Raw genomic sequence first — 23616 nt, 5'->3', positions numbered from 1 at the left:
ATCACTACTAAACAATAATTGCTTTTTACTTCTGTTAAATTAAAGTCAATTTTAAGTTTTAAACTATAGGGTGTTAGTCTTTTTGTCGGAGGTTGTAAAAATTAAGCTAAAAAAAGCTTCTTAAATTAATAAGAAGCTTTTTTGCAAAATAGGTTAATACTATTTCTTCGCTTTTAAATTACTAATAGCTTATTTAAATTATAGAAAGAAGTACTATATGTTCTTTTCTGAATATTCGAAAAAGAGAAATTATCAAAGGTGATAATTTTTGATGTTTCACTTAAATCCTTTTTCAAAAACTGAATCTGCATTTTTATCTTTTTTAGAAAGTAAAATGGAATTGCATTTATCTTTTTCAATTACTGGATCCCAGTCTCCTTCAAGATTATTTGCGGTTGTGGTATTAGCTCCAAATATTTTTTCTTTGGTATATTCCGAAGCCTCATTTTTATTTAGCTGATGGGACCATGATATACGATTATTTGGTTGGTAACCGGGGCCATAACAATCATACTCAGCATAAAAACTCATTTTCCAATTATTATATGCTTTATGTTCAGGATCTTTTGACCAAACAGACCAACCATCGGGTATAATATGTGAACCTTCATAACAATTAATAAAAACTACATTTGCACCCGCTCCCCACGGTCTACCTAAAGATACGTTTGGAGCAACTCCTTTAGAATATTCCATCACAACGCAATTTTTAAATACAAAGCCATATTTATTTTTACCTACATCCTGATTACTTGCAGTAATATATGAACCTCCTTTACTTTGAATATAACAATTTTCAAATAGAGCAATACCAGAGCCAAAAATAAAATCTGTAGTGCCGTCAATGATGCAATCTTTGATATAGGCTCTCTTATTTGCTTTAAGATAAAATGTGTCCTGAAAACCGCTTATTTTGCAGTTATGAAATATAGACCTGTCACCATTAATCATCAGAGCTACAGCTTGGCCTCCTTTTTTATATTGTGGTAAATAGCTGTCGATTTTATTTTCAAACGTGATATTCTCTGCAAAAAAGCCATCTGCTTCAATGAGAGTACTAAATGATTTGCTTGTGCCACCAGCGATCTCTGCATAATCATCATAAGTAAGTATTGTATTTTGATATGATTCACCTATTAGCGTTACATTTTTCTTGCTTGAAATGAGTTTTAATTTTTCTTTGTATCTACCAGCTTTTACAAAAATAATTGTGCGTTTCAAACTATTGTCAGGAACGGCATCAAAAGCTTCTTGAAGTTTAGTAAAATTTCCACTTCCATCTATAGCAACGACAATGTCATAAGTCTTTTTGTCTTTCTGAGCAGATAATATATTAGTAAATACCAGTAGTGATAGACAAATTATTTTAAAATCTTTTTTCATTTGTAAAGTGTATTTAATTTTAAACAAAAACAAGGTGTATTTAATTATAAATATCACCTTGTAATTATATGAAAAAATAAAAATAATTAAGAAGAAGGGCTAGTCTTTACTTTGTGTCCAAACACACCAAAAGAAAGAATTATAATGAAACATACTAATGGAATAATATATCCCGATTGAATATCATCATGATTGATATCAATTAAAGTTCCCATTCCGTAAGGTAAGATTGCTCCACCTACAATTGACATTACTAGCCATGAAGAACCCGTTTCGGTATTCGATTTTAATCCAACCAAACCTAATGAGAAAATAGTTGGAAACATAATCGACATAAAAAATCCGATTCCGCCAAGTGCATAAATCACATAAATTCCTGTTCCGTATATTGCTACTAAACACAATAAAATACTACAGATGCAATAGATAGAAAGCAAAACATAATCTTTAACGAATTTTAAAAAGAAAGTTCCAATAAAACGTCCAGCCATAAATAAGAAACCATATATACCAAGATAATATCCTGCTGTTTTTTCATCTAGTCCGGCTCCTTGTTCTGCAATTCTGATAAAAAAACTAGTAATACAAACTTGTGCTCCTACGTAAAAGAACTGCGCAACTACTGCCCAACTTAAATGTGAAAATTTTAAAACAGAGAAAAAACCTGGTTTAACTTCAACTTCTGTATGCTGTGGTTTCATAGAAGGCAAGTGCATAAAATAAAATAGGATGGCTACTAAAACCAATACACTTCCTAAAATGATATAGGGTAATTTTACAGACGAAGCTTCTTCCAGTAAATAAGCAGCTCTTGTCGCATCTGGCATTGCGGCCATTTGTTCTGGTGTATTGGTTTTTCCAGAAAGAATAAATAACGATCCAACAATTGGAGCGATCATTGCTGCTAAACCATTAAAAGATGCTGCCAGATTTAATCTTTTTGAAGAAGATTCAGCAGGTCCTAAAATGGCTGCATAAGGATTCGCACTAGTTTCGAGAATCGTTAAACCACATCCAATTACAAATAATGCAAACAAAAACAATTCATAGGTTCTGGTATTTGCGGCTGGAACAAATAGGAAAGCACCAGTTGCAAAAACTAATAAACCTGTAATTATACTGTTTTTATAACCAAATCGTTTAATTAACATTCCGGCTGGAATTGCCATGATGAAATAAGCAAAAAATACTGAAGTGTCAATCAATGTTGATTGACGATTATTTAATTCACAAGCTTTTTTTAAGTGTGGAATTAAAATAGAATCCAGATTATGTGCCATTCCCCAAAGGAAAAATAAACTGGTAATTAAAATGAAAGGTAAAAGATACTTCGTTCCTGATCCTTTTTCTGTGGCGACTTCATGTTGATCGCCAATTTGGTTGGTTATTTGCATAGTTAGTTTTTTTAAAGGTTCAGAGGAACATAGGTTCAGAGGTACAAAGATTAACATTCAGATTAAAACCTCTGTGCCTTTGCAACTTTGTTCCTTTGGACCTCCTATTAAAGATTCTTTTTTACTAATAATAGATGATCGCAAACAAGTACGACTTCTCCTTTCTGATTGATAATTTCTACGTGTTCGGTTATTGTTCCCATATCCGGTTTCTTGGCTTCTCCTTTTTCTGAAATTGTGATTTCTGAATGAATAGTATCACCAATATGTACAGGTTTTACGAATCGCATACGGTCATATCCTTTAGAAAAAGCTTCAGGATTAATTTCAGAAGCTGTTAAACCAATACCAATACTGAAAACCATAGTTCCATGGGCAATACGTTGTCCGAAAGGTTGTGTTTTACACCATTCTTCATCCATATGATGTGGAAAAAAGTCTCCTGTATGTCCTGCGTGAACGACAAAATCTGTTTCTGTAATAGTTCTTCCAAAGGTTACTCGTTTGTCGTTAAGTTGATAATCTTCAAAAAATGTTGATTTGAAATACATATATTTTTTAGTTTGAAAGTTTGAAAATGAAAAGTCGTAAAGTCAAATACTTTGGACTTTATGACTTCGGCTTTCGACTTAATTATAATTCGTTTAATGAAATACCTCCGTTTTTATTGCTGATATAACAAGCTTCAACAACCTTCATTGTATCAAGAACATCTTGAACACTGGCTAATAATTTTTGATCTGAACCTTCTTTAAAACGCATTAGGTTAGACATTGTTCCAATAAAAGCTTCGGGAAACCATGATCCTTCAAGTTTTATTTCTTTCCATTCGTATTTGCCTTCTTCAGTCTCAACGGCATATTCAAAAATATCAGGCAAGCCGTCAGGATAATTCATCAATAATCCCATTTTGGCTTTTATAGCCCCTTTTGTTCCTTCCCATTTAATGTAACTTTCTTCATGTTTAGGTCCAAAATGATGATCGTGATTCGTATTTATAACGACGTGTTTGGTTTCTCCATAATCTAAAATGATAGTAGATCGGCTGGAGGATAATTTTTTTAGCGGATGTTTTGCTGTTTTTGCCATCACACTTTTCGGATTTCCCAGAAACGATCGTATGCAATCGATATAGTGAACACTGTGAAAAAGAATTTCTAATCTTGGATGTTCCTTAATAAGTGGAAATAATTCCCATGGAGTATTAACAGTTACTTTAAATTCCAAATCATACAATTCGCCGATGATTCCTTCATTAATTAAATATCTTGCCGCACTTACAAAAGAGGCAAAACGCAATTGAAAATTAATACCAGCAACTAATTTTTTTTTCTCACAAACAGCAACAATTTTACGAGCTTGTGCCAAATCATTTCCCATAGGTTTTTGAATTAGCACTGCAGCGCCATCAGGGAGTTGTTCTAAAATCTCAATATATTGATCAGGAAGAACAGTAATGTCATAAACAGTATTTGCAGGAGCATTTTTAACCGCATCGGCAACAGATTCAAAAACATGAGAGATTTTAAATTGTTTAGCCAAATCATGTGCCTTAGAAATAGTTCTGTTTGTAATACCAAAAACAGTAAAACCAGCCATTTCATAAGCAGGCAAATGTGCATCTTTTACAATACCGCTTGCACCAATAATAATTATAGGCTGATCGGTTTCCGGTAATGAGGGTTTATATGGAATATTCATCTTAAATAATTTTTTGAATCGTATTTTGGGTTTCTTCTAAAAGTTTTTCAGAAGGAATATCACTTTCTATGGCTTTCAAAACCATTTCATCTATCAATGTTGCCACTTTTGGCCAAACAGGAGTTTGTGGTAATGTTAAAGCATTTTCGTGAAGCATTTCAAGTTTATGATAAAACGGAATAGTTTTATTTATTTCGGCATCATTCCAGGTTGATTTTCTGCAACCAATTCCTCCTTCATTCGTTAATAATTTATCGCTTTTTGCAGTAGTAGCAAATCTTAAAAAGTCGTAAGCGAGTATTTTATGTTTGCTTCCAATGCCAATTGTGTATAACCAATAAACATTTAACGAAGCCGTTTTATGGTTTTTATCACACGGAAGTTCCGTGATATCTACTTTGCCCTTTACTTTCGATTCTTCGATTACTTCACACATTGATGCAAATCCAAACCAATTAATAGCCATTGCAGCTTCTCCTTCGGCGAAAGCCATTCCTGCTTCAACCGAACCAAAAATTTTCGATTTGGGATGAACAGCTTTATCATTATTTACCATTGTTCTGTAAAAATCTAAAGCTTCAATTGCTGCATCTTGATTGATATTAATTTGATTTTGATTATCTAACAATGATCCGCCACGTGTCCATAATTGCAGGCAAAAATCAAAAACCATATTATGACCATCCGGATAATTGGCAAAAACAGAACCATAAAGATTTTGTTCAGGTCGATTAAAAAATTCAGCGATTTGAGCAAATTCTTCCCATGTTTTTGGAGGATTTAATTCATAACCAAACTGATTTTTAAAATTCTCTTTTTCAGCTAAATCTTCAAATAAATCCTTTCTAAAAATTAAACATTCAGGACCATCGTGAAAAGGCAATCCGTAAGTGCTATTTTTTATTTGTTGTAAATGCAATAAAGATTGATGCCAGCCTTCAGGATAATCCTGCGGAGGATTTTGATTGATAAATGAGGTTAAGTCGAGAACCGCTTTTTCGTTCGCAGCATCAAATATCCAATCCGTATTAATGTGAGCAATATCCCAAGTACCATTTTTTAAACCTTTATTGGTAATTGTTTCTTCATAAAGATCATGCAATTCTAAAGGAACCATTTCTGCCTCAATAGAAATATCATTTTTAAGGCAAAACAAATCCCAAAGCTTTTGAAGCGTACTTTCAAAAGGATCAAATTTTCTAACAGCTATTCGTAACTTTCCCATTATAGAGCTATAAATTCTTTAATGATTTTCTCGTTATCCTGTCCTAACTTTGGAGAACCTTTATCAGAAGTTAGATATTCTCCATCTATTTTAATTGGGCATCTTGTTGTTTGATATGAATATCCATCTAACATTTGAACTTTCTGCGTAAAATCTAAAACCTTAAATCCTTCTTCGGCAAAAAGCTCTTGATAGTTTAATACACCGGCACACCAAATGTCAGCAGGTTCTAAAATATTCAACCAAAAATCTGTATTTTGAGTTTGTAAATGAGTGGCTAAAATATTTTTGATTTCATCTCTTAAATGAAATTTATTCTCAGGAAATTGTAATAATCCATCGCATTTTAAAAGTGAAGCCAAAACAGAAATAGAGCCCATCGCCAAAGCCAAATAACCATTTTGTGTTTTATAAATTCCATAAGGCGCACCCAAATAAGCGTGAGCATTATTAGTTTTAGTTCGAACAGGTAATTCGCCGCCATCATTAAAAAAAGTGGTAATAGTTTCAAACTGAAAATCAAAAGCAGATTCTAACATACTTACCTGAATTGATGCTCCAATATTATGTATAGCTTTTCGATATAAAGCCGCTAAAATTCCCTGAGCCAAATGTGCTCCGGCTAACATATCAACAATTGATAAACCCATTGGTACCGGACCATCTTCCTGATTGCCGCTCAACCATGTTAAAGCAGTAAGAGATTGTAACAACAAATCTTGTCCCGGTAAATCTTTTAAATCAGGATGATTACCAAAACCTGATATTGAAGCATAGACAACAGTTGGATTAATTTGTTTTACATCATCATAACTTAAACCTATTCGCTCCATAACTCCGGGTCTGAAATTATGCATGACAACATCAGCTTTAGCCAATATTTTTTTTAATTTTTGAAGTTCTTCCGGCTGCTTAAAATCTATGGCAAAAGATTCTTTGTTTCTGTTAATTGTATGAAAAACAGAAGATTCTCCGTTCATAATCAAATCAGAAGTATATAAAGTTCTGCAAATGTCTCCAGTTCCCGGTTTTTCAATTTTTATAACGCGCGCACCCAAATCAGCCAAACGTAAACTTGCTGACGGACCTGAAAGAAACTGACTAAAATCTACAATTAAATAATTTTCTAATGGTTTCATCTATTCGCTTAAAAATTGTTCATGTATTTTTACATTGTCTTCTCCAACTTTTGGAGCAGCTTTTGTACTTATTAAAATTTTACCGTCAAGCTGAATTGGACTTCTGGTTGTTACCAATTTTTCTCCAACAGAATTCTGAACGGTTTGTTTCAATTGCAATTCATTCACAAAAGATTGATTGTCTAATTCTTCATAATTGAAAACTTTTCCAGACCAAATCCCTTCTTTTTGAAGTAAATTCAACCAATAATCAGATTTTTGAGTCGACAGTTTTTCACTTAATACGATTCTGATCTCATCTCTTTTTTCAAACCAATGATGTTTATCCGAATATTTTTTTAAATCAATGCCAATTGTATTTCCAATAAAAAGTAAATCTCCCATTGCCAGAGAGATAAAACCATCTTCAGTTTGATAAATTCCGTATGGCGCGCTAAGAAAAGCGTGCGCACTTCCTTTAATATCACCTCTTTCAGGCAGTTGTCCGCCATCATTTAAGAAAGAAGTAATCGCTTCAAATTGTACATCTAAAACAGATTCTAATAAACTTACTTCAACCAAAACACCTTTTCCGGTTTTGGCTCTTTTAAGTAATGCCGCTAAAATTCCCTGTACAAAATGATTTCCGCACATTAAATCGGCAACAGCCAAACCAAACGGAACCGGTCCCTGACTTTTTCTGCCGCTTAACCAACTTAATCCTGAAAGTGATTGTAATAATAAATCCTGTCCCGGTTTTTTTGCCCACGGACCAATATTTCCGTAACCCGTAATGGTTCCGTATATTATTTTTGGATTAATAGAAAGCGTCTTATCAAAATCTAATCCTATTTTTTCCATTACGCCGGGTCTGAAATTATGCGTCATAATATCAGCTTTGGCGATTAATTTTTTTATCAAAACTAAATCATCCGGGTTTTTAAGATCAGCCGCAAATGATTCTTTATTTCTGTTAATCGTATGAAATAATAAACTACTGTCATCAACAAAAAGATCCTTAATACTAAGTTGTCTGCAAGCTTCACCTTTTATCGGGCGTTCAATTTTAATAACTCTTGCGCCCAAATCGGCTAATTTTAGTCCCGCCGAAGGTCCCGCCAAAAACTGGCAGAATTCTAAAACAACTAATCCTTCTAATGGTCTCATGTTGTTTGCAAGTTTAAAGATTTTGTATAAAGTGAGTTCATCGTTTCTAAAACCAATTCTTCGTTTCCGCCATTCATCAAATAATCACGAACAACATCGCCGGCATGATCCTGAAAATACATATGTCCGGAATATCTTGGACGTAAAAAAGCACGTTCTAAAGCAGGTAAAGTATTTTTGAAATAATCATGAGTTAATGCATTAATTCGATCACTTTTCCATGCCTGCAAATGACCGGGCTGTCCGCCATTATCAGCGAAAATATTTTGTTGTGTATGAGAAGATCCTGTAAATTCAGCATATTTAATAGCCTCAGGAATATTTTTACTGAAAGAAGAAACAGCCAATCCCGTTCCGCCCAAAGAGCTAATCATCGGATTATTATTTAAACGAACCAAATCATAAAAATGAAGCAGCTTTCTGCTATATCCCGTTCTTGAATAATTCGAATATCCGTAAGCAAAAGGACAATAAGCAATTTCATCTGAATTTACCATTGCCTCGTAAACCTGAATTGGATTTCTTTTAAAATTCGCAGGATCTATCAATTGAGCCAATTCTCTAAACATTTGCAAAGCCTTTTTTCCCGTTTCCGGAGAAACAACTTTTTCTTCAGATTGAAATGGAGCTTCGCCAAGACTGCAGCAAAACATATAAAAACTCATTAAAACATCAACAGGAATTCCGGCAAAAGCCACCAATCCTTTTTTGGCCAAAGCCAATAAATCATCATAAATTTCAGGAACTTTTAATCCTTGTTTTTCTAAAATATCTAAGCGCGCTGCCGCAACAGGAGTAGCTGCATCAATTGGTAATGCCCATAATTTATGATGAAAAACATAACTTCCGTAAGAGCGTCCAACCGTATTTATTTCCTGATCTTTTATATATTCTGACGATAAATAATCGGATAAAGGAAGGATTGCATTTGTTTGTGCTCCAAAGCCTGTCCACGGATGATCAATTACCAAAAGATCAAAACGTTTTGCCAAATCTTCGATAGAAGCATCCGCAAATTCTTGTAAGCTTCTTTTCTCCCAGGTAATTTCAATGTTTGGATTAAGTTCTGTAAACCGTTGTGCTGTAGCTACCATTGGCAATAAACCTCTTGTATGATTCCAGGTTATCCCTTTTAATATCGTCATTTTTAAATAATTTATGAGTAATGATTTTATTTGAAAATTAATAAATGTAAAAAATACAATTACAAAAATAGAAATAAGATTGAATTGAACAATAAATGAAGCATTTATTAACAGTCATTTTTTAAAGTAAATGAATCAGAAGAGGATTTTTTTTACAAACGTTATAAAAAATGTTATAATTTATTAAAGTTTACTCATTTTGGAGTATTCATTTAAAAATATTTCTCAAATATTAATATTTAAAATTACTTTTGTAATTGTGGTTTTTACATTTATTAAATGTAGCCACTGGAATAATACATAAATGACTAAATAAGAATAAAAATGTTTTCATTAAAAAATAAAAAAACTGTTGTTACCGGTGGAGGCAGCGGAATAGGTAGAGCAATTGCTACTTTGTTTGCAAAACAAGGAGCCGAAGTACATATTATAGATCTAACAATTGAAAGTGCGCAGGAGACTTTAGACGAAATCAAAAAAGCTGGAGGAAATGCTTTTTCGTACGCCTGTAATGTTGCGGACCAAAAAGAAGTTGTTGCAACATTTGAAAAAATAGGAAACATAAATATTCTGATCAATAATGCAGGAATTGCAAATGTTGGAAAAGTAGACACCACATCTGAAACTGATTTTGATCGCGTTATGGATGTAAATGTAAAAGGGGTATACAATTGTTTGTTTGCAGCAATACCACAATTCAGACTTTCGAATGGCGGAGTTATTATCAACATGGCATCGATTGCGGCTTGGGTTGGTATTCCGGACAGGTTTGCTTATTCAACAGCAAAAGGAGCAGTTATGGCGATGACATTATCTGTGGCAAAAGATTATATAGGAGAAAATATTCGCTGTAATTCTATTTCTCCGGCAAGAGTTCATACACCTTTTGTTGATGGTTTTATTTCGAAAAACTACGCAGGAAAAGAAGCTGAAATGTTCGAAAAATTATCACAATCACAACCAATCGGCAGAATGGGAAAACCGGATGAAATTGCTGCATTAGCTTTATATTTATGCAGTGACGAAGCAGGATTTATCACAGGTTGCGATTACCCAATTGATGGAGGATTTATCAAATTAAATAATTAGAAAAAGGCGCTATCCCGAAGCCTCGGGACTGAGATACTAAGATGCTAAGGTTTTTGTGCTTAAGTTCTTAGTTAGAATGAAACTTATAACTAAAAAATATAAATAATTAAAAAAAGAAGCTAAGGTTCTAAGAGGCTAAGATTAAAAAAAACTTAGAACCTCAGAACCTTAGCAACTTAGTAACTTAAAAAAGAAAATATGAAATTAATACGTTTTGGAGAAATCGGAAAAGAAAAACCAGGAGTTTTAATTGGTGAAAAAAGATTTGATGTTTCGGCAATTGTTTCAGACTTTAATGAAAGTTTTTTTGAAGAAAACGGTTTAGAGAAATTGCAAAAAGCATTAGAAAGTAATCCGACTTTACCAGAAGTTGACGCAAAAGTACGTTTAGGATCTCCAGTTGCGAGACCTTCAAAAATAATATGTATTGGATTAAATTATGTAGATCATTGTTTAGAAACCAATGCACCAATTCCAACAGAACCAATCATCTTTTTTAAATCGAGTACTTCTTTATGTGGACCTGATGATGATTTGGTTATTCCTAAAAACAGTGTAAAAACAGATTGGGAAGTTGAGCTTGCATTTGTTGTAGGTAAAAAAGCCAGTTATGTAGAAGAATCAGAAGCTTTAGATTACGTTGCAGGTTACGCTTTATTGAATGATTATAGTGAAAGAGAATTTCAAATTGAGCGTGGCGGACAATGGGCAAAAGGAAAAGGCTGCGATACATTTGCACCTCTTGGACCATTTTTGGCAACAAAAGATGAAGTAAAAGATGTTGATAATTTATCAATGTGGCTTACTGTAAATGGTAAAAAATATCAGAACAGTAATACTTTAAATTTAGTATTCAAAATCCCATTTTTAGTTCACTATTTAAGTCAGTTTATGACATTGCTTCCTGGCGATATTATCAGTACAGGAACGCCTCCGGGAGTTGGTTTGGGAATTAAACCAGATCCTATTTACCTAAAAGCAGGCGATGTTGTAGAACTTGGAATCGAAGGTTTGGGTACAAGTAAACAAACTGCAGTAGCATACAAAAAGTAATTAAAAAGAAAATTCTAAGATGAAATTTATTGTATGCGAAAAACCGCAGGAATTTAAATTAAAAGAAAAAGAAATACCAGAACCAAAAGACGGCGAGGTATTATTGAAGATAAAAAGAATTGGAATTTGCGGAACTGATATTCATGCTTTTGGCGGAACTCAGCCGTATTTTGAATATCCAAGAATTTTAGGTCACGAACTTGCTGCAGAATACATAAAAGGAAATGCAAAAGGTTTTGAACCAGGCGATAAAGTAACTTTTATTCCGTATTTCAATTGTGGTAAATGTGTGGCTTGTAGAAACGGACTTACAAATTGCTGTGTAAATATTAAAGTTTTTGGAGTTCATATTGATGGCGGAATGGCTGAATATGTAACCATTCCGGAGCAATATTTATTGCACGGCCAAGGTCTTGATTACGATCAATTAGCATTAGTTGAACCTCTTGCCATTGCAGCGCACGGAGTACGAAGAGCAGCCGTTAATGCAAATGATACTGTTTTAGTTATGGGCGCCGGACCAATTGGTATCGGACTTATTCAATTTGCAAAAATTGCCGGAGCCAAAGTAATTGTAATGGATATCAACGATTACAGATTAAATTTTTGTAAAAATGAATTGAATGCTGATGAAACCATCAATCCGTTAAACGAAGATGTAGCGCAAAGATTAGCAGAAATTACAAACGGCGATATGGCAAATGTCGTTATCGATGCAACCGGAAATCAAAAAGTAATGAATAGCGCTTTTAATTATATTTCGCATGGCGGAAGATTTGTTTTGGTTGGACTTCAAAAAGGAGAATTGAGTTTCAGTCATCCTGATTTTCACAAAAGAGAATCAACTTTAATGAGCAGCAGAAATGCCACAATTCAGGATTTTGAATATGTTATGGAATGCCTGAAAAACGGAAAAATAGATCCTAAAAAATATATTACACACAGAACCAGTTTTTCTGAAATGATTACCGATTTTGGACAATTAATTGATCCGAAGAATAATGTAATAAAAGCATTAATTGAAATAGAGTAATATTGAGTTTAAATAAAAGTTTTACGTAAAGTTTGTCATTCCGAGGAACGAGGAATCTCCGCTAGAAACTCTACAAAGATTGGTGAATTTGCTGAAGGAGCTTCTTGCGGAGATCCTTCCTTTGTCAGGATGACAAAACTGTGAAAAAGAACTAACTATTTGCTAAACCTTAATAACCACAAAAAATGGATTTAAATTTAAGAAATAAGATAATTGTTGTTTCAGGTTCAGCCGGAAAACAAGGCAGTATTGGAGAAACCATTATCAACAGATTGGCAGATGAAGGTGCGATTCCGGTCTTGGTTGATAGAAACAACAGAGGAGCTGATTATGCAGCTTCACTTCAAAAAAAAGGAATTGATGCATTATTTGTGCAAACAGATGTTACAGATCCTCTTGAAATAGAAAATGCCATAAAAAAAATAGTTGAGAAATACGGAAGAATTGACGCCGTTATCAATAATGTTGGCGTAAATGATGGCGCTGGTTTAGATTCGAGTTATGAAGATTTTATGAATTCTTTGAAACTAAACGTAGTCAGTTATTTTTTAATGGCTAAATACGCGCTTCCATATTTAAAAGAATCAAAAGGAAATATTTTAAATATTGGTTCAAAAGTAGCTTTAACCGGACAAGGCGGAACTTCAGGTTACGCTGCCGCAAAAGGCGGAGTTTTAGGATTGACCAGAGAATGGGCGGTAGATTTAATTCAATTCGGAATTCGTTCGAATGCCATAATTATTGCAGAAAGTTACACTCCGGCATACGAAGACTGGATTAAAACATTACCGGATGGAGAAGTAGTTTTGAAAAAAATCAACAAAAGTATTCCGTTTGAAGGAAGAATGACCAAAACAGAAGAAATTGCAGATACAGCACTTTTCATTATTTCAGATCGTTCGTCGCACACAACAGGACAATTTGTTTTTGTTGATGGAGGATATGTACATTTAGATCGCGCTTTAATCAACGATGTAAATTAAAAAGCATGAATAACCGAATTGATGCACATCAACATTTTTGGAAATTTGATCCCGTAAGAGATAGTTGGATTGATGATTCAATGCAGAAAATTCAAAGAGATTTTTTGCCCGAAGATCTTTTGCCATTACTTCATGAAAATCAGTTTTCAGGTTGTGTGGCAGTTCAGGCAAGTCAGTCAGAAGAAGAAACCAATTTTTTAGTAAATCTTGCAGCAAAAAATGATTTTATAAAAGGAGTTGTTGGTTGGGTAGATTTGCGCGATGTAATTATTGAAGAAAGATTAAAACATTTTTCTTCTAATAAAATACTGAAAGGATTTCGTCACGTCGTTCAGGGAGAAGCCGATGATTTTATGTTGCGAAAAGATTTTCAAAACGGAATATCACTCTTAAAACAATTTAATTATACCTACGATATTCTTATTTTTCATCATCAATTACCAGCAGCAATAAACTTAGTAAACCAATTTACTGATCAGCCTTTTGTTATCGATCATATTGCAAAACCCGATATAAAATCAGGAGATATTTTATCCTGGAAAAAAGGCATCGAAGAGATTTCAAAAGCTGAAAATGTAATGTGTAAAATCTCCGGAATGGTAACAGAAGCCAATTGGCATTCATGGAAAACCGATGATTTAAAACCTTACTTAGATGTTATTTTTGAAAATTTTTCTGTCGATAAATTAATGTTCGGATCAGATTGGCCCGTTCTAAATGTAGCTTCAGATTACACAGACGTTGTAAAAACTTTAGAAAATTATATTGCACAATTCTCTATTCAGGATCAGAATAAGATTTGGTCTGAAAACGCCAAATTATTTTATAAACTTTAAGTTTTCAAATGTATTTCTTCTAATGTTGCAATAAAAAAAATAGCCACAGATTAAAAGATTAGCCCTGATTTAAATCTTTTAATCCTTTAATCTGTGGCAAAAAAACTTTGCAAATCTTATGCAACGCGTTTTTAAAATATTTTTAAGTAATTTATTTCTAAAGAAAAATAGCTTTTCAATTACATTTTCAGAATTTCTATAGATAAAGTATACTTTATGTATGTCTCAATTCACTTTTTATTAGTTGCATTTTATTTCCTTTTTCTCTCTTCAATTTTATAGTTTCTGTCTAATTTTCATGTAATTACAAGAATTTTAATTCCCTTTCAGAATTATTATTTTGTTTTTAGCAGTCCCATTTACTTGTTAATATTTAGTTATCAATAGAATACAGCCTTTTCCGTAAAGGATAGTACAGGATAGTTATGTTTTTTACATTCTCTTATTTTACACAACAAGATTATGCAAAACAATATAACAATGTCGAATACAAATACAATCAATATGAATTTTAAGCACGTAAGCTATCTTTGGGATGAGAGTAAGGCAGCCGCATTGGCAGGAGATGAAGTAGGGCTTTTCATTTATCGTTCCAATTTGCTTGGGGCCGATTTGCGTTTAACCAATTACGGAGGAGGAAACACTTCTGTAAAAATAACTGACAAGGATCCTTTAACCGGAGCGAGCTCAGAGGTAATGTGGATCAAAGGTTCGGGAGGAGATATTGGAACACTGACCAAATCAGGCTGTGCGGCATTGTATTTGGACCGATTACGCAATTTGGAAAACGTTTATAAAGGAATTGAATTCGAAGATGAAATGGTGGAATTGTTCAACCATTGTATTTTTGATCTGGCTTCAAAAGCACCATCGATCGATACACCTTTGCACGGATTTTTACCCTTCAAACATATTGACCATTTGCATCCCGATGCGGCAATTGCAATTGCAGCAGCCAAAGACGGTGCAAAAATCACCGAGGAATTATTCGACGGCGAAATAGGCTGGGTTGGCTGGCAGCGTCCGGGTTTCGACTTGGGACTTCAATTAAGATCTTGTCTGGAAGAAGCCGAAAAGAAAGGCAAAAAACTAAGAGGCATTATGTTAGGCTCTCACGGATTATTTACCTGGGGCGATACATCATACGAAAGTTACATCAATACCCTTGAAGTAATCGAGAAATGCGCCACTTACTTGGAGAATAACTACGGAAAAAAACGTCCAGTTTTTGGAGGACAAAAAATAGAAAGCCTGCCGGAAGAAGCCAGAAAACTAAAAGCAGCAAAAGTAGCACCGATCCTAAGAGGTTTCTGCTCGTCAGAACGCCAGATGATCGGACATTATACCGATGATAAAAGGGTTTTGGAATTCATCAATTCCAACGATCTGGAAAAACTGGCACCGCTTGGAACTTCCTGTCCGGACCACTTTTTAAGAACCAAAATCAGTCCATTGGTTTTAGAGCTTGATCCAAACGAAGATCTATCCGATGTAAACGCCATCAAAGCCAAACTGACACCGGCTTTTGAGGCTTACAGAGCGATGTATAAGGATTATTACAACAAATGTAAAAAAGATAACTCTCCGGCGATGCGTGACCCGAACCCTGTGGTGATTTTATATCCGGGAGTTGGAATGTTCACTTTTGCCAAAGATAAAACTATGGCAAGACTGGCATCAGAATATTATGTGAATGCCGTGAATGTGATGAAAGGCGCAGAAGCCGTATCGGAATATACCTCACTTCCGCATCAGGAAGCTTTTGATATCGAATACTGGTTACTGGAAGAAGCCAAATTGCAAAGAATGCCAAAACCAAAAGCCTTGTCAGGAAGAGTAGCCGTTATTACGGGCTCGGCAGGCGGAATAGGAAAAGCAATTGCCAAGAAATTTGCTCAGGAAGGCGCTTGCGTGGTGATCAACGATATCAACGAAGAACGCCTGCAGGAAGCAACAGCAGATTTTATCAAAACCTTTGGGAAAGATGCTATTGCAAGCACTTTACTAAACGTTACCGATGAAAAAAGTACTGAAAAAGCATTAGACCAAGCGTGTCTTGCTTTTGGAGGAGCCGATATTATTGTGAACAATGCAGGGATCAGTATCTCAAAATCGATAGCCGAACACACGCTGGAAGAATGGGACAGACTGTACGATATTCTGGTAAAAGGACAATTTATTGTATCGAAAGCAGGAATAGAGGTCATGCGCAAACAGGGATTTGGAGGCGATATTGTAAATATCGTATCAAAGAATGCTGTTGTTGCAGGACCAAACAACCCGGGTTACGGATCAGCGAAAGCAGCACAGGCACACTTAACACGCCTTATGGCAGCAGAGCTTGGACCGGATAAAATCCGTGTGAACACGGTAAATCCGGATGCCGTAATTTCAGATTCGAATATTTGGTCTGGAGGCTGGGCAGAAGGAAGAGCCAAAGCGTATGGTATTACGGTAGCAGAACTGCCGGCTTATTATGCCAAACGCACACTTTTAAATGAAATCATATTGCCGGATGATATTGCCAATGCGTGTTTTGCGTTTGTTGGCGGATTCCTGAACAAATCAACAGGAAACGCCCTGAATGTAGACGGCGGAGTTGCAATGGGCTTTTATAGATAAAGACAGTTTTTTTTAAGTTTGTTTAAGCAAAAGTGGTTTTTTGTGATCTAGCGTCCGATGTTATCGGACGTTATTTTTTTATATACTTATTTGGTTTTAAAAACTCAACCAAATTGTTTGTTTAAGTTGAAAAAGTAAATAATGTGTAAAAAACACACTTATTTAACATCTTTCAGGAAGGTACAGGATACTTATGTTTTTAGGTTCAATTAAATTGGTGCCAAATAATTATATAAAATGCTAAATTAGATGAGAATAAGTTTTAAATCATGAAATTTATATTCAAATTTTTTAAGCATTATAAAAATTAATAAAACAAAATGCGTTTACAAACTCTTCATAAAATATTTATAGCACTTTTGATAACCTGTTCTGTATTTTCAGCAACTGCTGCTGAAATTTGGGTTTCACCAAGTGGAAGTGATAAAAATCCGGGAACAAAACAAAGTCCTTTGGCAACCGTACAAATGGCAATGCGAAAAGCCAGAGAATTGCGCCGTACAAAAGATGCTTCTATAAAAGATGGTATTCGTATTATCGTCATGAACGGAACGTATTATTTAAACGAACCTTTATTTGTAAGACCCGAAGATTCAGGAACTCCCGAAAGTCCAACAACTATTGAAGCAGACGTAAATGCAAAGCCAGTTTTAAACGGTGGACTAGAAATAAAAAACTGGAAAACAACAACAATAAACGGCCTAAAAAAAGGAAGTGTCTGGGTGGCCGATGCGCCTCAAAAAGCAGGCGAAATTATCAATTACCGACAATTATGGGTCAACGGAAAAAAAGCCGTAAGAGCTAAAAGTACTGCCGGAAATCAAATGGATCGTATTTTATCCTGGGATGCTGCAACAGAAACGTGCTGGGTTCCATTTAAAGATAAATCAATAAAATTCGAACCCGGAATGGAAATGTTTATCGTACAATGGTGGTCAATTGCCAATCTTCGAATTAAAAATATTGAAGTTCAAAAAGACAGCGCAAGACTTTCGTTTGAACAACCGGAAAGCCGCATTCAAAGCGAACATCCCTGGCCAGCGCCATGGATTTCTAAAAACAATGGAAATTCTGCATTCTATCTAAACAACGGAATTTCAATGTTGAACGAACCCGGAGAATGGTTTTTGGATAAAAAAAATGCCAAAATCTATTATATTCCAAGAGAAGGTGAAGATTTTAATTCAGCAAAAGTTACAGTTCCCGTTCTCGAAAATTTAGTAGAAGTAAAAGGAACAATAGATTCTCCCGTACATCATTTTAATTTTAAAGGAATCTCATTTCAATACAGCAATTGGCTTCGCCCTTCACAACAAGGTCATGTTCCGTTGCAATCAGGATTATATTTATTAGATGCTTATAAATTAGCAGTTCCGGGAACTCCAAATCAGGCCAATTTAGAAAATCAGGCTTGGGTTGGCAGACCGCGCTCGGCTGTCGAAATTAATTATTCGAATAATATTCAGTTTGAATCTTGTCGTTTCGAACATTTATCTTCAACAGGATTAGATTTAAATAAAGGAACAAATCACAATACCATCAAAGGAAATTTATTCAAAGACATTGGCGGAAGTGCCATAAATGTTGGAATTTTTTCTGAAGAAGCTTTTGAAGCACATTTGCCTTTGGTCATAAAAGATGAAAGAGAAATTTGCTCTGATGAAATAATTGCAGATAATTTAATTACAAACGTAACCAATGAAGATTGGGGAACATTAGGAATCAGTGCCGGTTTTGTAAAAAATATTACGATCGAACACAACGAAATTTCAGATGTATCATATTCAGGAATTGCAATGGGTTGGGGTTGGACGCACACTAAAAATGTGATGGAAAACAACAAAATTCTTGCAAATAAAATTCATCATTATGCCAAGCATTTGCACGATGTTTCCGGAATTTACACGCTTTCATCACAACCAAATAGCAGAATTGAAGAAAATTATATAGATAAAGTGTACAACAGTCCGTATGCACACGATCCGTTTTTGTGGTTGTATTTGTATACCGATGAAGGAACACAAGGATTTACAATTAAAAACAACTGGATTGCAGAAAAGAAAATCTTAAAAAACCACAATGGTCCTGAGGGAAATATCTGGGAAAATAATGATCCGTATGTAAATGCCAAAATTAAAAATGCTGCAGGAATCAGAGCGCCTTACACTGATTTAGCAAAAGAGGTTGTAATTGATGAAAAGTGGGGATTGCAGGAAATGCCAAAACCAGTTACAATCGAAATGATAGGTTCTGATTTTGATATAGAAAAAATCAGATCAACCATAAAAGGTTTCAGAATTGTTGGTGAGGAATTATACCAATGGAAAAATCATTTGGTGATTTACGGAAAAATGAATCAGCCGGAAAGAACAAAAAAGAAATTGGCATTGGCATATCCATCGGCACAAATAAAAATTTACGAAAACCCAATTTACGATTTCCAAAATTTTGAAAGATGCAAAGATTCAAAACCGGCATCAGAATGGGAAAATATTGTTTTAACAGCCAATTTAGTTGATGATCCAAAATTGCAAAAAGAATATGTAGATTATCACACGACACAATTTGAAAAATGGCCGGAAATCGCAAAAGGATTCTGTAATGCCGATTTTCAACAATTACAGGTTTTCAAAAATGAAAAACAATTGATGTTGATTATCAGTATTCCAAAAGGAGAAAATCTGGATAAACTAAATCCAAAAACAACAGAAAATAATCCGCGTGTAGACGACTGGAATGCTTTAATGAAAAAATACCAAACCGGAATCGAAGGCGCAAAACCAGACGAAACCTGGATTTTCCTTAATAAAGTGAATGTAGAAGAGAAAAAATAGAAGAAAGAGTCAAGAAGAAAGAATCTACAGAAGAATCAAGAAGAAAGAAAATCTGCCCGATCTGCTTAATCTGCGTGAAAAAACAAAACTAATCTCAAAGAAGGTTTTAGAAATAATCTAAAGTCTAAAATCTAAAATCAACAATCTAAAATAACCACAACCCATGTTAAAAATTGCCATTTTAGGACTCGGAGAAGGACGAAGCACAATGTCGGCAGCTTTAAAAAGTTCAAGATTAGAACTCGTAAAAGTCTGCGACAGAAATGAGGAATTGTGTAAACAAAGAGCAAAAGAATTTGATTTCCATTCGTATACAACAAATTACACCGATTTATTAAATGATCAGACAATCGATATAATCGCAATTTACACACCGGATCATCTGCATGCCGAACATGTTAAACAAGCTTTGCTGCACGGAAAACATGTCGTTTGTACAAAACCATTTATTGATAATCTTTCAGATGCGGCAGCATTAATAGAATTAAGCAAAAAAACCGGAAAGAAAGTTTTCATCGGACAAAGTTCAAGATTTTTTGAACCAGCAAAAAGACAAAGAGCCGATTTTGAAGCAGGTTTAATAGGCGATTTAATCACCATCGAAGCGCATTATCATGCTGATCATAGATGGTTTTTAGAAAAAGAATGGTCTTTATTGCAATCTTTTAAATGGCTTTACGGAGGTTTAAGTCATCCTGTTGATTTTATCAGATGGTATTTGCCGAATATTCAGGAAGTAATGGGTTACGGAATGATCAGCAGTAACGGAAGCGCTGCCGGATTAAAAAATGAAGACACAATGCACTTTATCTTCAAAGCAACCGACGGAAGAATTGCAAGAGTAAGCGGCGTGTATACTTCGCCAACGCAGCCTGCACAAAGAGACAGTGGAATGAGCACGATTTTAAGAGCGACCGAAGGCGCAAGCCAGGCAGATTATCATGAATTACGTTATGCTGTTACAGACAAAACCGGAGAAGAAAAAGTAATAACCTGGGGCGATTCAACCTTAAAACATTATTTCCGTTTTGAAGGACAAAGCCATCATGCAGGCGAATATCAAAATTATCTAGAATATTTCGCAGACAGTATCGAACAGGATTTTACAGCTTATCCAAACATGGAAGAAGGAATTGGAACTGTAGCTTTATTACAAGCAATGGATAAATCTTTACAAACCGGAATGCCAGTAAAAATAGCTGATATTCTTAACGAATACGGACTATGAACAGCATCTACGATAAATTAACAACGCTCGATTTTATAATTGTTGGCGTTTATTTGGCAGCTTTATTAATTATCGGTTATGTCGTAAGTGTCAAACAAAGCAAGAAAAACGAAACACTTTTTCTCGCCGGTAATTCACTAAAATGGTACAGCATCGGTTTTAATATGTGGGGAACCAATGTTGGTCCGTCATCATTATTGGCTTTTGCAAGTATTGGTTACGCAACCGGAATTGTAGCTGGAAATTTCGAATGGTACGCATTTGTATTTCTATTGCTTTTGGCAATGGTTTTTGCACCAAGATATATTGCGAGCAAAGTAAGCACAATGCCCGAATATATGGGAAAACGTTATGGCGATAGCACACAAAATATTTTAGCCTGGTACGCTTTAGTCAAAATATTAGTAAGCTGGTTGTCATTAGGTTTATTTAGCGGAGGAATTTTAGTACGCCAGATTCTTGGAATTCCGATGTGGCAAAGTGTGACCGTTTTAGTCATTTTTTCCGGAATTTTTACTTTCGCAGGAGGATTGAAAGCCATTGCCAAAGTGAATGTTTTTCAGATGATTTTATTGATTGTTGTTTCGCTAACATTATCGTATTTAGGATTGCAAAAAGTGGGAGGAATCAGCGCTTTAATTGCAAAAACGCCTCCTAATTTCTGGAATTTGGTGCAGCCGGCAAACGAAGCACATTATCCCTGGCCGGCAATATTATTAGGATATCCAGTTGCGGCAGTTGCTTTTTTCTGTACAGATCAATCGATGGTGCAGAGTGTTTTGGGCGCAAAAAATCTGGAGCAAGGACAACTTGGCGTTAATTTTATCGGTTGGCTAAAAGTTATGGCTTTGCCTTTGTTTATTCTACCGGGAATTTTGTGTTATGTTTTATATCCTGAATTAGGAAAAAATTCTGATTTGGCTTACATGACAATGGTAACAAATTTATTTCCAAGCGGAATGAACGGTTTGGTTATTTGCGTTATGATTGCTGTTTTAGTCGGAACAATTGGTTCGTCATTAAATGCATTAAGTACCGTTTTTACCAATGATATTTATGTCAAAAAAATAAATCCAAATGCTTCAATAAAAGAGCAAATTAAAATTGGTCGTGTCACAATTGCCGTTGGATGTTTATTTGCAATTCTTATTGCCGTTGCGATTGACAATATAAAAGGACAAAATTTATTCAATATTTTTCAGGCCGTTTTAGGTTTTCTGGCGCCATCTTTATCAGTGGTTTTTCTGCTGAGTATCTTCTGGAAACGCACCACCAAAAAAGCTGTAAATGCAACTTTATCCTGGGGTTCAGCCTTTAGTTTATTTGTTGGGGTTTTATATCTATGGATTTTCCCTGCAGATAAATATCCCGTTTGGCCTCACTTTTTATTGATTTCGTTTTACATTTTTGCAACTTTATTAGTATCTGCGATTGTTATTTCATTAGCAGATAAAAATCCTGAAGTTAATTTTTCAGATGAAACTGATATTCCTAAAACTAGTAAAAAAGTGAAGTTATTGTTTACTGTTTTGGGAGTTGTGATTCTTAGCTTGTATTTTATTTTTAATGGGAATTAAATAGATTTATCATTTTATATCGAACGTTTTTTGTAAAGCATTTTTGTGTAAATTTTCCTGAATTTAAAAATAATAATTAGGTTTGTAAAAGTCTAACTACATAATGAGAATTAATAAATTTTAATCAAATATGTAGTTTGTAATGCAAATCAAATAAAAATTTAGGATGACATATTACTCAATTCAAAATCCCCTAGGAAGTATTTTACACTTTGTTAATAGCTATAATCTTTCAGACAGTTCAGAAAGACGTGAAAATATTTTAAAATGGCAATCGGATCAATCACCAGCATTGGACATCGAAAAGCACAATGCTATTTACGATGAATTTTCAGAGTTACTAAATTTAGACATAGAATTGCTTGATGAACTATTCAAATCATTGAGTTGGATGACTATTTATATTAAACCTCTTTTAGAGGAAAAGATTTCAATTGCATTCAAATCTGGTTTAATTGAAAACAAAGATGGAAAAGTAATCCTAACAGAAATAGGCAAGTACTTATTTGAGGCAAATGAATATAATAATTATGTAAATTCAATTCATTACAAAGCGAATTTTTGGAAACGTAATAATTTAAAAATTACTGACGATATTAATATTGGTTCTGGTTTTTTTATTGATCTAAACACAATTGTAACCTGCAAACATGTTTATGAAGAACTTATTAAAGAAAAAATCTATATTGAAGATGAAGGTGGTAGAAAATATACCGTAACTGAAGTTACTCCACATCCAAGTGATAAAATTGACATTATAAAATTAACTACAGAAGAGAGTTTTGACTTTTTTCCTCATACGACTGAAGACAACATAATACTAACAGAAAGAGTTATTGTTTTTGGTTATCCGCCAATCCCATTATCCTCTAAACCATTCTTAATGGCAAATCTAGGGGAGGTAAGTAGTATTGTTGATAATTATTTGGATGGAACTGATTGTATTATTTTATCGTGTATTTTAAGACCAGGAAATAGTGGAGGACCAATTATAAATGAGTATGGAAAATTAATTGGAATTTCGACACAAAACCGCAGTCAGAAGGTTACTTTAACATGGAATGATACAGAAGATCTTGATTTAAATAAAAGTTTAGGATATGCAACTGGTCTAAATGCAAAATACATAAATGAATTTTAAAGAATGTATATAAACATTAAACAACTTTAATGACTATTAACTTCGTTATTGTGTATTTAATTTATCACCATACAAATGTAAAAGGCT

At 34.3% G+C, this 23616-nt stretch carries 18 protein-coding genes; 10 read left to right on the top strand and 8 right to left on the bottom strand.

All coding sequences use genetic code 11. The features are described from left to right. Positions 1-276 precede the first annotated feature (276 nt). The 8 genes from GKZ86_RS14755 to GKZ86_RS14720 all read right to left on the bottom strand — a co-directional run bounded on the left by GKZ86_RS14755 (position 277) and on the right by GKZ86_RS14720 (position 9133). Positions 277-1383 carry a pectinesterase family protein gene (locus GKZ86_RS14755; protein WP_154783844.1) on the bottom strand — a complete coding sequence of 369 codons (1107 nt, stop codon included), beginning with the start codon at positions 1381-1383 and terminating at the stop codon, positions 277-279. 86 nt (positions 1384-1469) lie between these two features. Continuing rightward, positions 1470-2777 carry an L-fucose:H+ symporter permease gene (gene fucP / locus GKZ86_RS14750; RefSeq protein ID WP_154783843.1) on the bottom strand — a complete coding sequence of 436 codons (1308 nt, stop codon included), beginning with the start codon at positions 2775-2777 and terminating at the stop codon, positions 1470-1472. A gap of 107 nt (positions 2778-2884) precedes the next feature. Continuing rightward, complete coding sequence (locus GKZ86_RS14745; RefSeq protein WP_154783842.1) at positions 2885-3328, bottom strand: MaoC/PaaZ C-terminal domain-containing protein; 444 nt, start codon at positions 3326-3328, stop codon at positions 2885-2887. Positions 3329-3410: 82 nt separating this feature from the next. After that, positions 3411-4478, bottom strand: coding sequence for a Gfo/Idh/MocA family protein (locus tag GKZ86_RS14740; protein WP_154783841.1), 1068 nt, complete (start codon positions 4476-4478; stop codon positions 3411-3413). Position 4479: 1 nt separating this feature from the next. Further along, positions 4480-5703, bottom strand: a complete 1224-nt coding sequence (locus GKZ86_RS14735) for an extracellular solute-binding protein (protein WP_154783840.1) — start codon at positions 5701-5703, stop codon at positions 4480-4482. Continuing rightward, entirely contained in the window at positions 5703-6842 is a 1140-nt protein-coding gene (locus GKZ86_RS14730) for a CaiB/BaiF CoA-transferase family protein (protein WP_154783839.1), read from the bottom strand. Before GKZ86_RS14730 ends, GKZ86_RS14735 begins: the two co-directional genes overlap by 1 nt. Beyond that, positions 6843-7988, bottom strand: a complete 1146-nt coding sequence (locus GKZ86_RS14725) for a CaiB/BaiF CoA-transferase family protein (RefSeq protein WP_154783838.1) — start codon at positions 7986-7988, stop codon at positions 6843-6845. It abuts the gene before it with no gap. After that, entirely contained in the window at positions 7985-9133 is a 1149-nt protein-coding gene (locus GKZ86_RS14720) for an ABC transporter substrate-binding protein (protein ID WP_154783837.1), read from the bottom strand. Before GKZ86_RS14720 ends, GKZ86_RS14725 begins: the two co-directional genes overlap by 4 nt. Positions 9134-9457: 324 nt before the next feature. Between GKZ86_RS14720 and GKZ86_RS14715 the strand changes: the two genes are divergently transcribed. From GKZ86_RS14715 to GKZ86_RS14670, 10 genes are all read left to right on the top strand, one after another. Next, on the top strand, positions 9458-10222 hold the full coding sequence (locus GKZ86_RS14715; protein ID WP_154783836.1) for an SDR family NAD(P)-dependent oxidoreductase: 765 nt from the start codon (positions 9458-9460) through the stop codon (positions 10220-10222). A 198-nt stretch (positions 10223-10420) separates the two neighbouring features. Next, entirely contained in the window at positions 10421-11275 is an 855-nt protein-coding gene (locus tag GKZ86_RS14710) for a fumarylacetoacetate hydrolase family protein (protein ID WP_154783835.1), read from the top strand. 19 nt (positions 11276-11294) lie between these two features. Further along, entirely contained in the window at positions 11295-12308 is a 1014-nt protein-coding gene (locus tag GKZ86_RS14705; protein WP_154783834.1) for a zinc-binding alcohol dehydrogenase family protein, read from the top strand. Positions 12309-12493: 185 nt separating this feature from the next. Continuing rightward, a complete protein-coding gene (locus GKZ86_RS14700) occupies positions 12494-13291 on the top strand; it encodes an SDR family oxidoreductase (RefSeq protein ID WP_154783833.1) in 798 nt (265 codons plus the stop codon). Between the two features lie 5 nt (positions 13292-13296). Further along, entirely contained in the window at positions 13297-14127 is an 831-nt protein-coding gene (locus GKZ86_RS14695) for an amidohydrolase (RefSeq protein WP_154783832.1), read from the top strand. A gap of 480 nt (positions 14128-14607) precedes the next feature. Further along, complete coding sequence (locus GKZ86_RS14690) at positions 14608-16749, top strand: bifunctional aldolase/short-chain dehydrogenase (RefSeq protein ID WP_154783831.1); 2142 nt, start codon at positions 14608-14610, stop codon at positions 16747-16749. Positions 16750-17069: 320 nt separating this feature from the next. After that, on the top strand, positions 17070-19583 hold the full coding sequence (locus GKZ86_RS14685; RefSeq protein WP_154783830.1) for a right-handed parallel beta-helix repeat-containing protein: 2514 nt from the start codon (positions 17070-17072) through the stop codon (positions 19581-19583). A 163-nt stretch (positions 19584-19746) separates the two neighbouring features. After that, positions 19747-20811: a Gfo/Idh/MocA family protein gene (locus GKZ86_RS14680; protein ID WP_154783829.1), complete on the top strand. Its 1065-nt coding sequence runs from the start codon at positions 19747-19749 to the stop codon at positions 20809-20811. Continuing rightward, positions 20808-22388, top strand: coding sequence for a sodium:solute symporter (locus GKZ86_RS14675; RefSeq protein ID WP_154783828.1), 1581 nt, complete (start codon positions 20808-20810; stop codon positions 22386-22388). Before GKZ86_RS14680 ends, GKZ86_RS14675 begins: the two co-directional genes overlap by 4 nt. Positions 22389-22554: 166 nt before the next feature. Then, a complete protein-coding gene (locus tag GKZ86_RS14670) occupies positions 22555-23529 on the top strand; it encodes a serine protease (protein WP_154783827.1) in 975 nt (324 codons plus the stop codon). The last annotated feature ends 87 nt before the right edge of the window (positions 23530-23616 follow it).

The organism is Flavobacterium sp. LC2016-13 (assembly GCF_009707955.1).
Taxonomy (GTDB): Bacteria; Bacteroidota; Bacteroidia; order Flavobacteriales; family Flavobacteriaceae; genus Flavobacterium.
This window is presented reverse-complemented; position numbering and strand designations above follow the sequence as displayed.

Excerpts from the sequence above, each read along its gene's own strand:
- GKZ86_RS14755 (WP_154783844.1), bottom strand. The coding sequence starts at position 1,383 with ATGAAAAAAGATTTTAAAATAATTTGTCTATCACTACTGGTATTTACT.
- fucP (WP_154783843.1), bottom strand. The coding sequence starts at position 2,777 with ATGCAAATAACCAACCAAATTGGCGATCAACATGAAGTCGCCACAGAA.
- GKZ86_RS14745 (WP_154783842.1), bottom strand. The coding sequence starts at position 3,328 with ATGTATTTCAAATCAACATTTTTTGAAGATTATCAACTTAACGACAAA.
- GKZ86_RS14740 (WP_154783841.1), bottom strand. The coding sequence starts at position 4,478 with ATGAATATTCCATATAAACCCTCATTACCGGAAACCGATCAGCCTATA.
- GKZ86_RS14735 (WP_154783840.1), bottom strand. The coding sequence starts at position 5,703 with ATGGGAAAGTTACGAATAGCTGTTAGAAAATTTGATCCTTTTGAAAGT.
- GKZ86_RS14730 (WP_154783839.1), bottom strand. The coding sequence starts at position 6,842 with ATGAAACCATTAGAAAATTATTTAATTGTAGATTTTAGTCAGTTTCTT.
- GKZ86_RS14725 (WP_154783838.1), bottom strand. The coding sequence starts at position 7,988 with ATGAGACCATTAGAAGGATTAGTTGTTTTAGAATTCTGCCAGTTTTTG.
- GKZ86_RS14720 (WP_154783837.1), bottom strand. The coding sequence starts at position 9,133 with ATGACGATATTAAAAGGGATAACCTGGAATCATACAAGAGGTTTATTG.
- GKZ86_RS14715 (WP_154783836.1), top strand. The coding sequence starts at position 9,458 with ATGTTTTCATTAAAAAATAAAAAAACTGTTGTTACCGGTGGAGGCAGC.
- GKZ86_RS14710 (WP_154783835.1), top strand. The coding sequence starts at position 10,421 with ATGAAATTAATACGTTTTGGAGAAATCGGAAAAGAAAAACCAGGAGTT.
- GKZ86_RS14705 (WP_154783834.1), top strand. The coding sequence starts at position 11,295 with ATGAAATTTATTGTATGCGAAAAACCGCAGGAATTTAAATTAAAAGAA.
- GKZ86_RS14700 (WP_154783833.1), top strand. The coding sequence starts at position 12,494 with ATGGATTTAAATTTAAGAAATAAGATAATTGTTGTTTCAGGTTCAGCC.
- GKZ86_RS14695 (WP_154783832.1), top strand. The coding sequence starts at position 13,297 with ATGAATAACCGAATTGATGCACATCAACATTTTTGGAAATTTGATCCC.
- GKZ86_RS14690 (WP_154783831.1), top strand. The coding sequence starts at position 14,608 with ATGTCGAATACAAATACAATCAATATGAATTTTAAGCACGTAAGCTAT.
- GKZ86_RS14685 (WP_154783830.1), top strand. The coding sequence starts at position 17,070 with ATGCGTTTACAAACTCTTCATAAAATATTTATAGCACTTTTGATAACC.
- GKZ86_RS14680 (WP_154783829.1), top strand. The coding sequence starts at position 19,747 with ATGTTAAAAATTGCCATTTTAGGACTCGGAGAAGGACGAAGCACAATG.
- GKZ86_RS14675 (WP_154783828.1), top strand. The coding sequence starts at position 20,808 with ATGAACAGCATCTACGATAAATTAACAACGCTCGATTTTATAATTGTT.
- GKZ86_RS14670 (WP_154783827.1), top strand. The coding sequence starts at position 22,555 with ATGACATATTACTCAATTCAAAATCCCCTAGGAAGTATTTTACACTTT.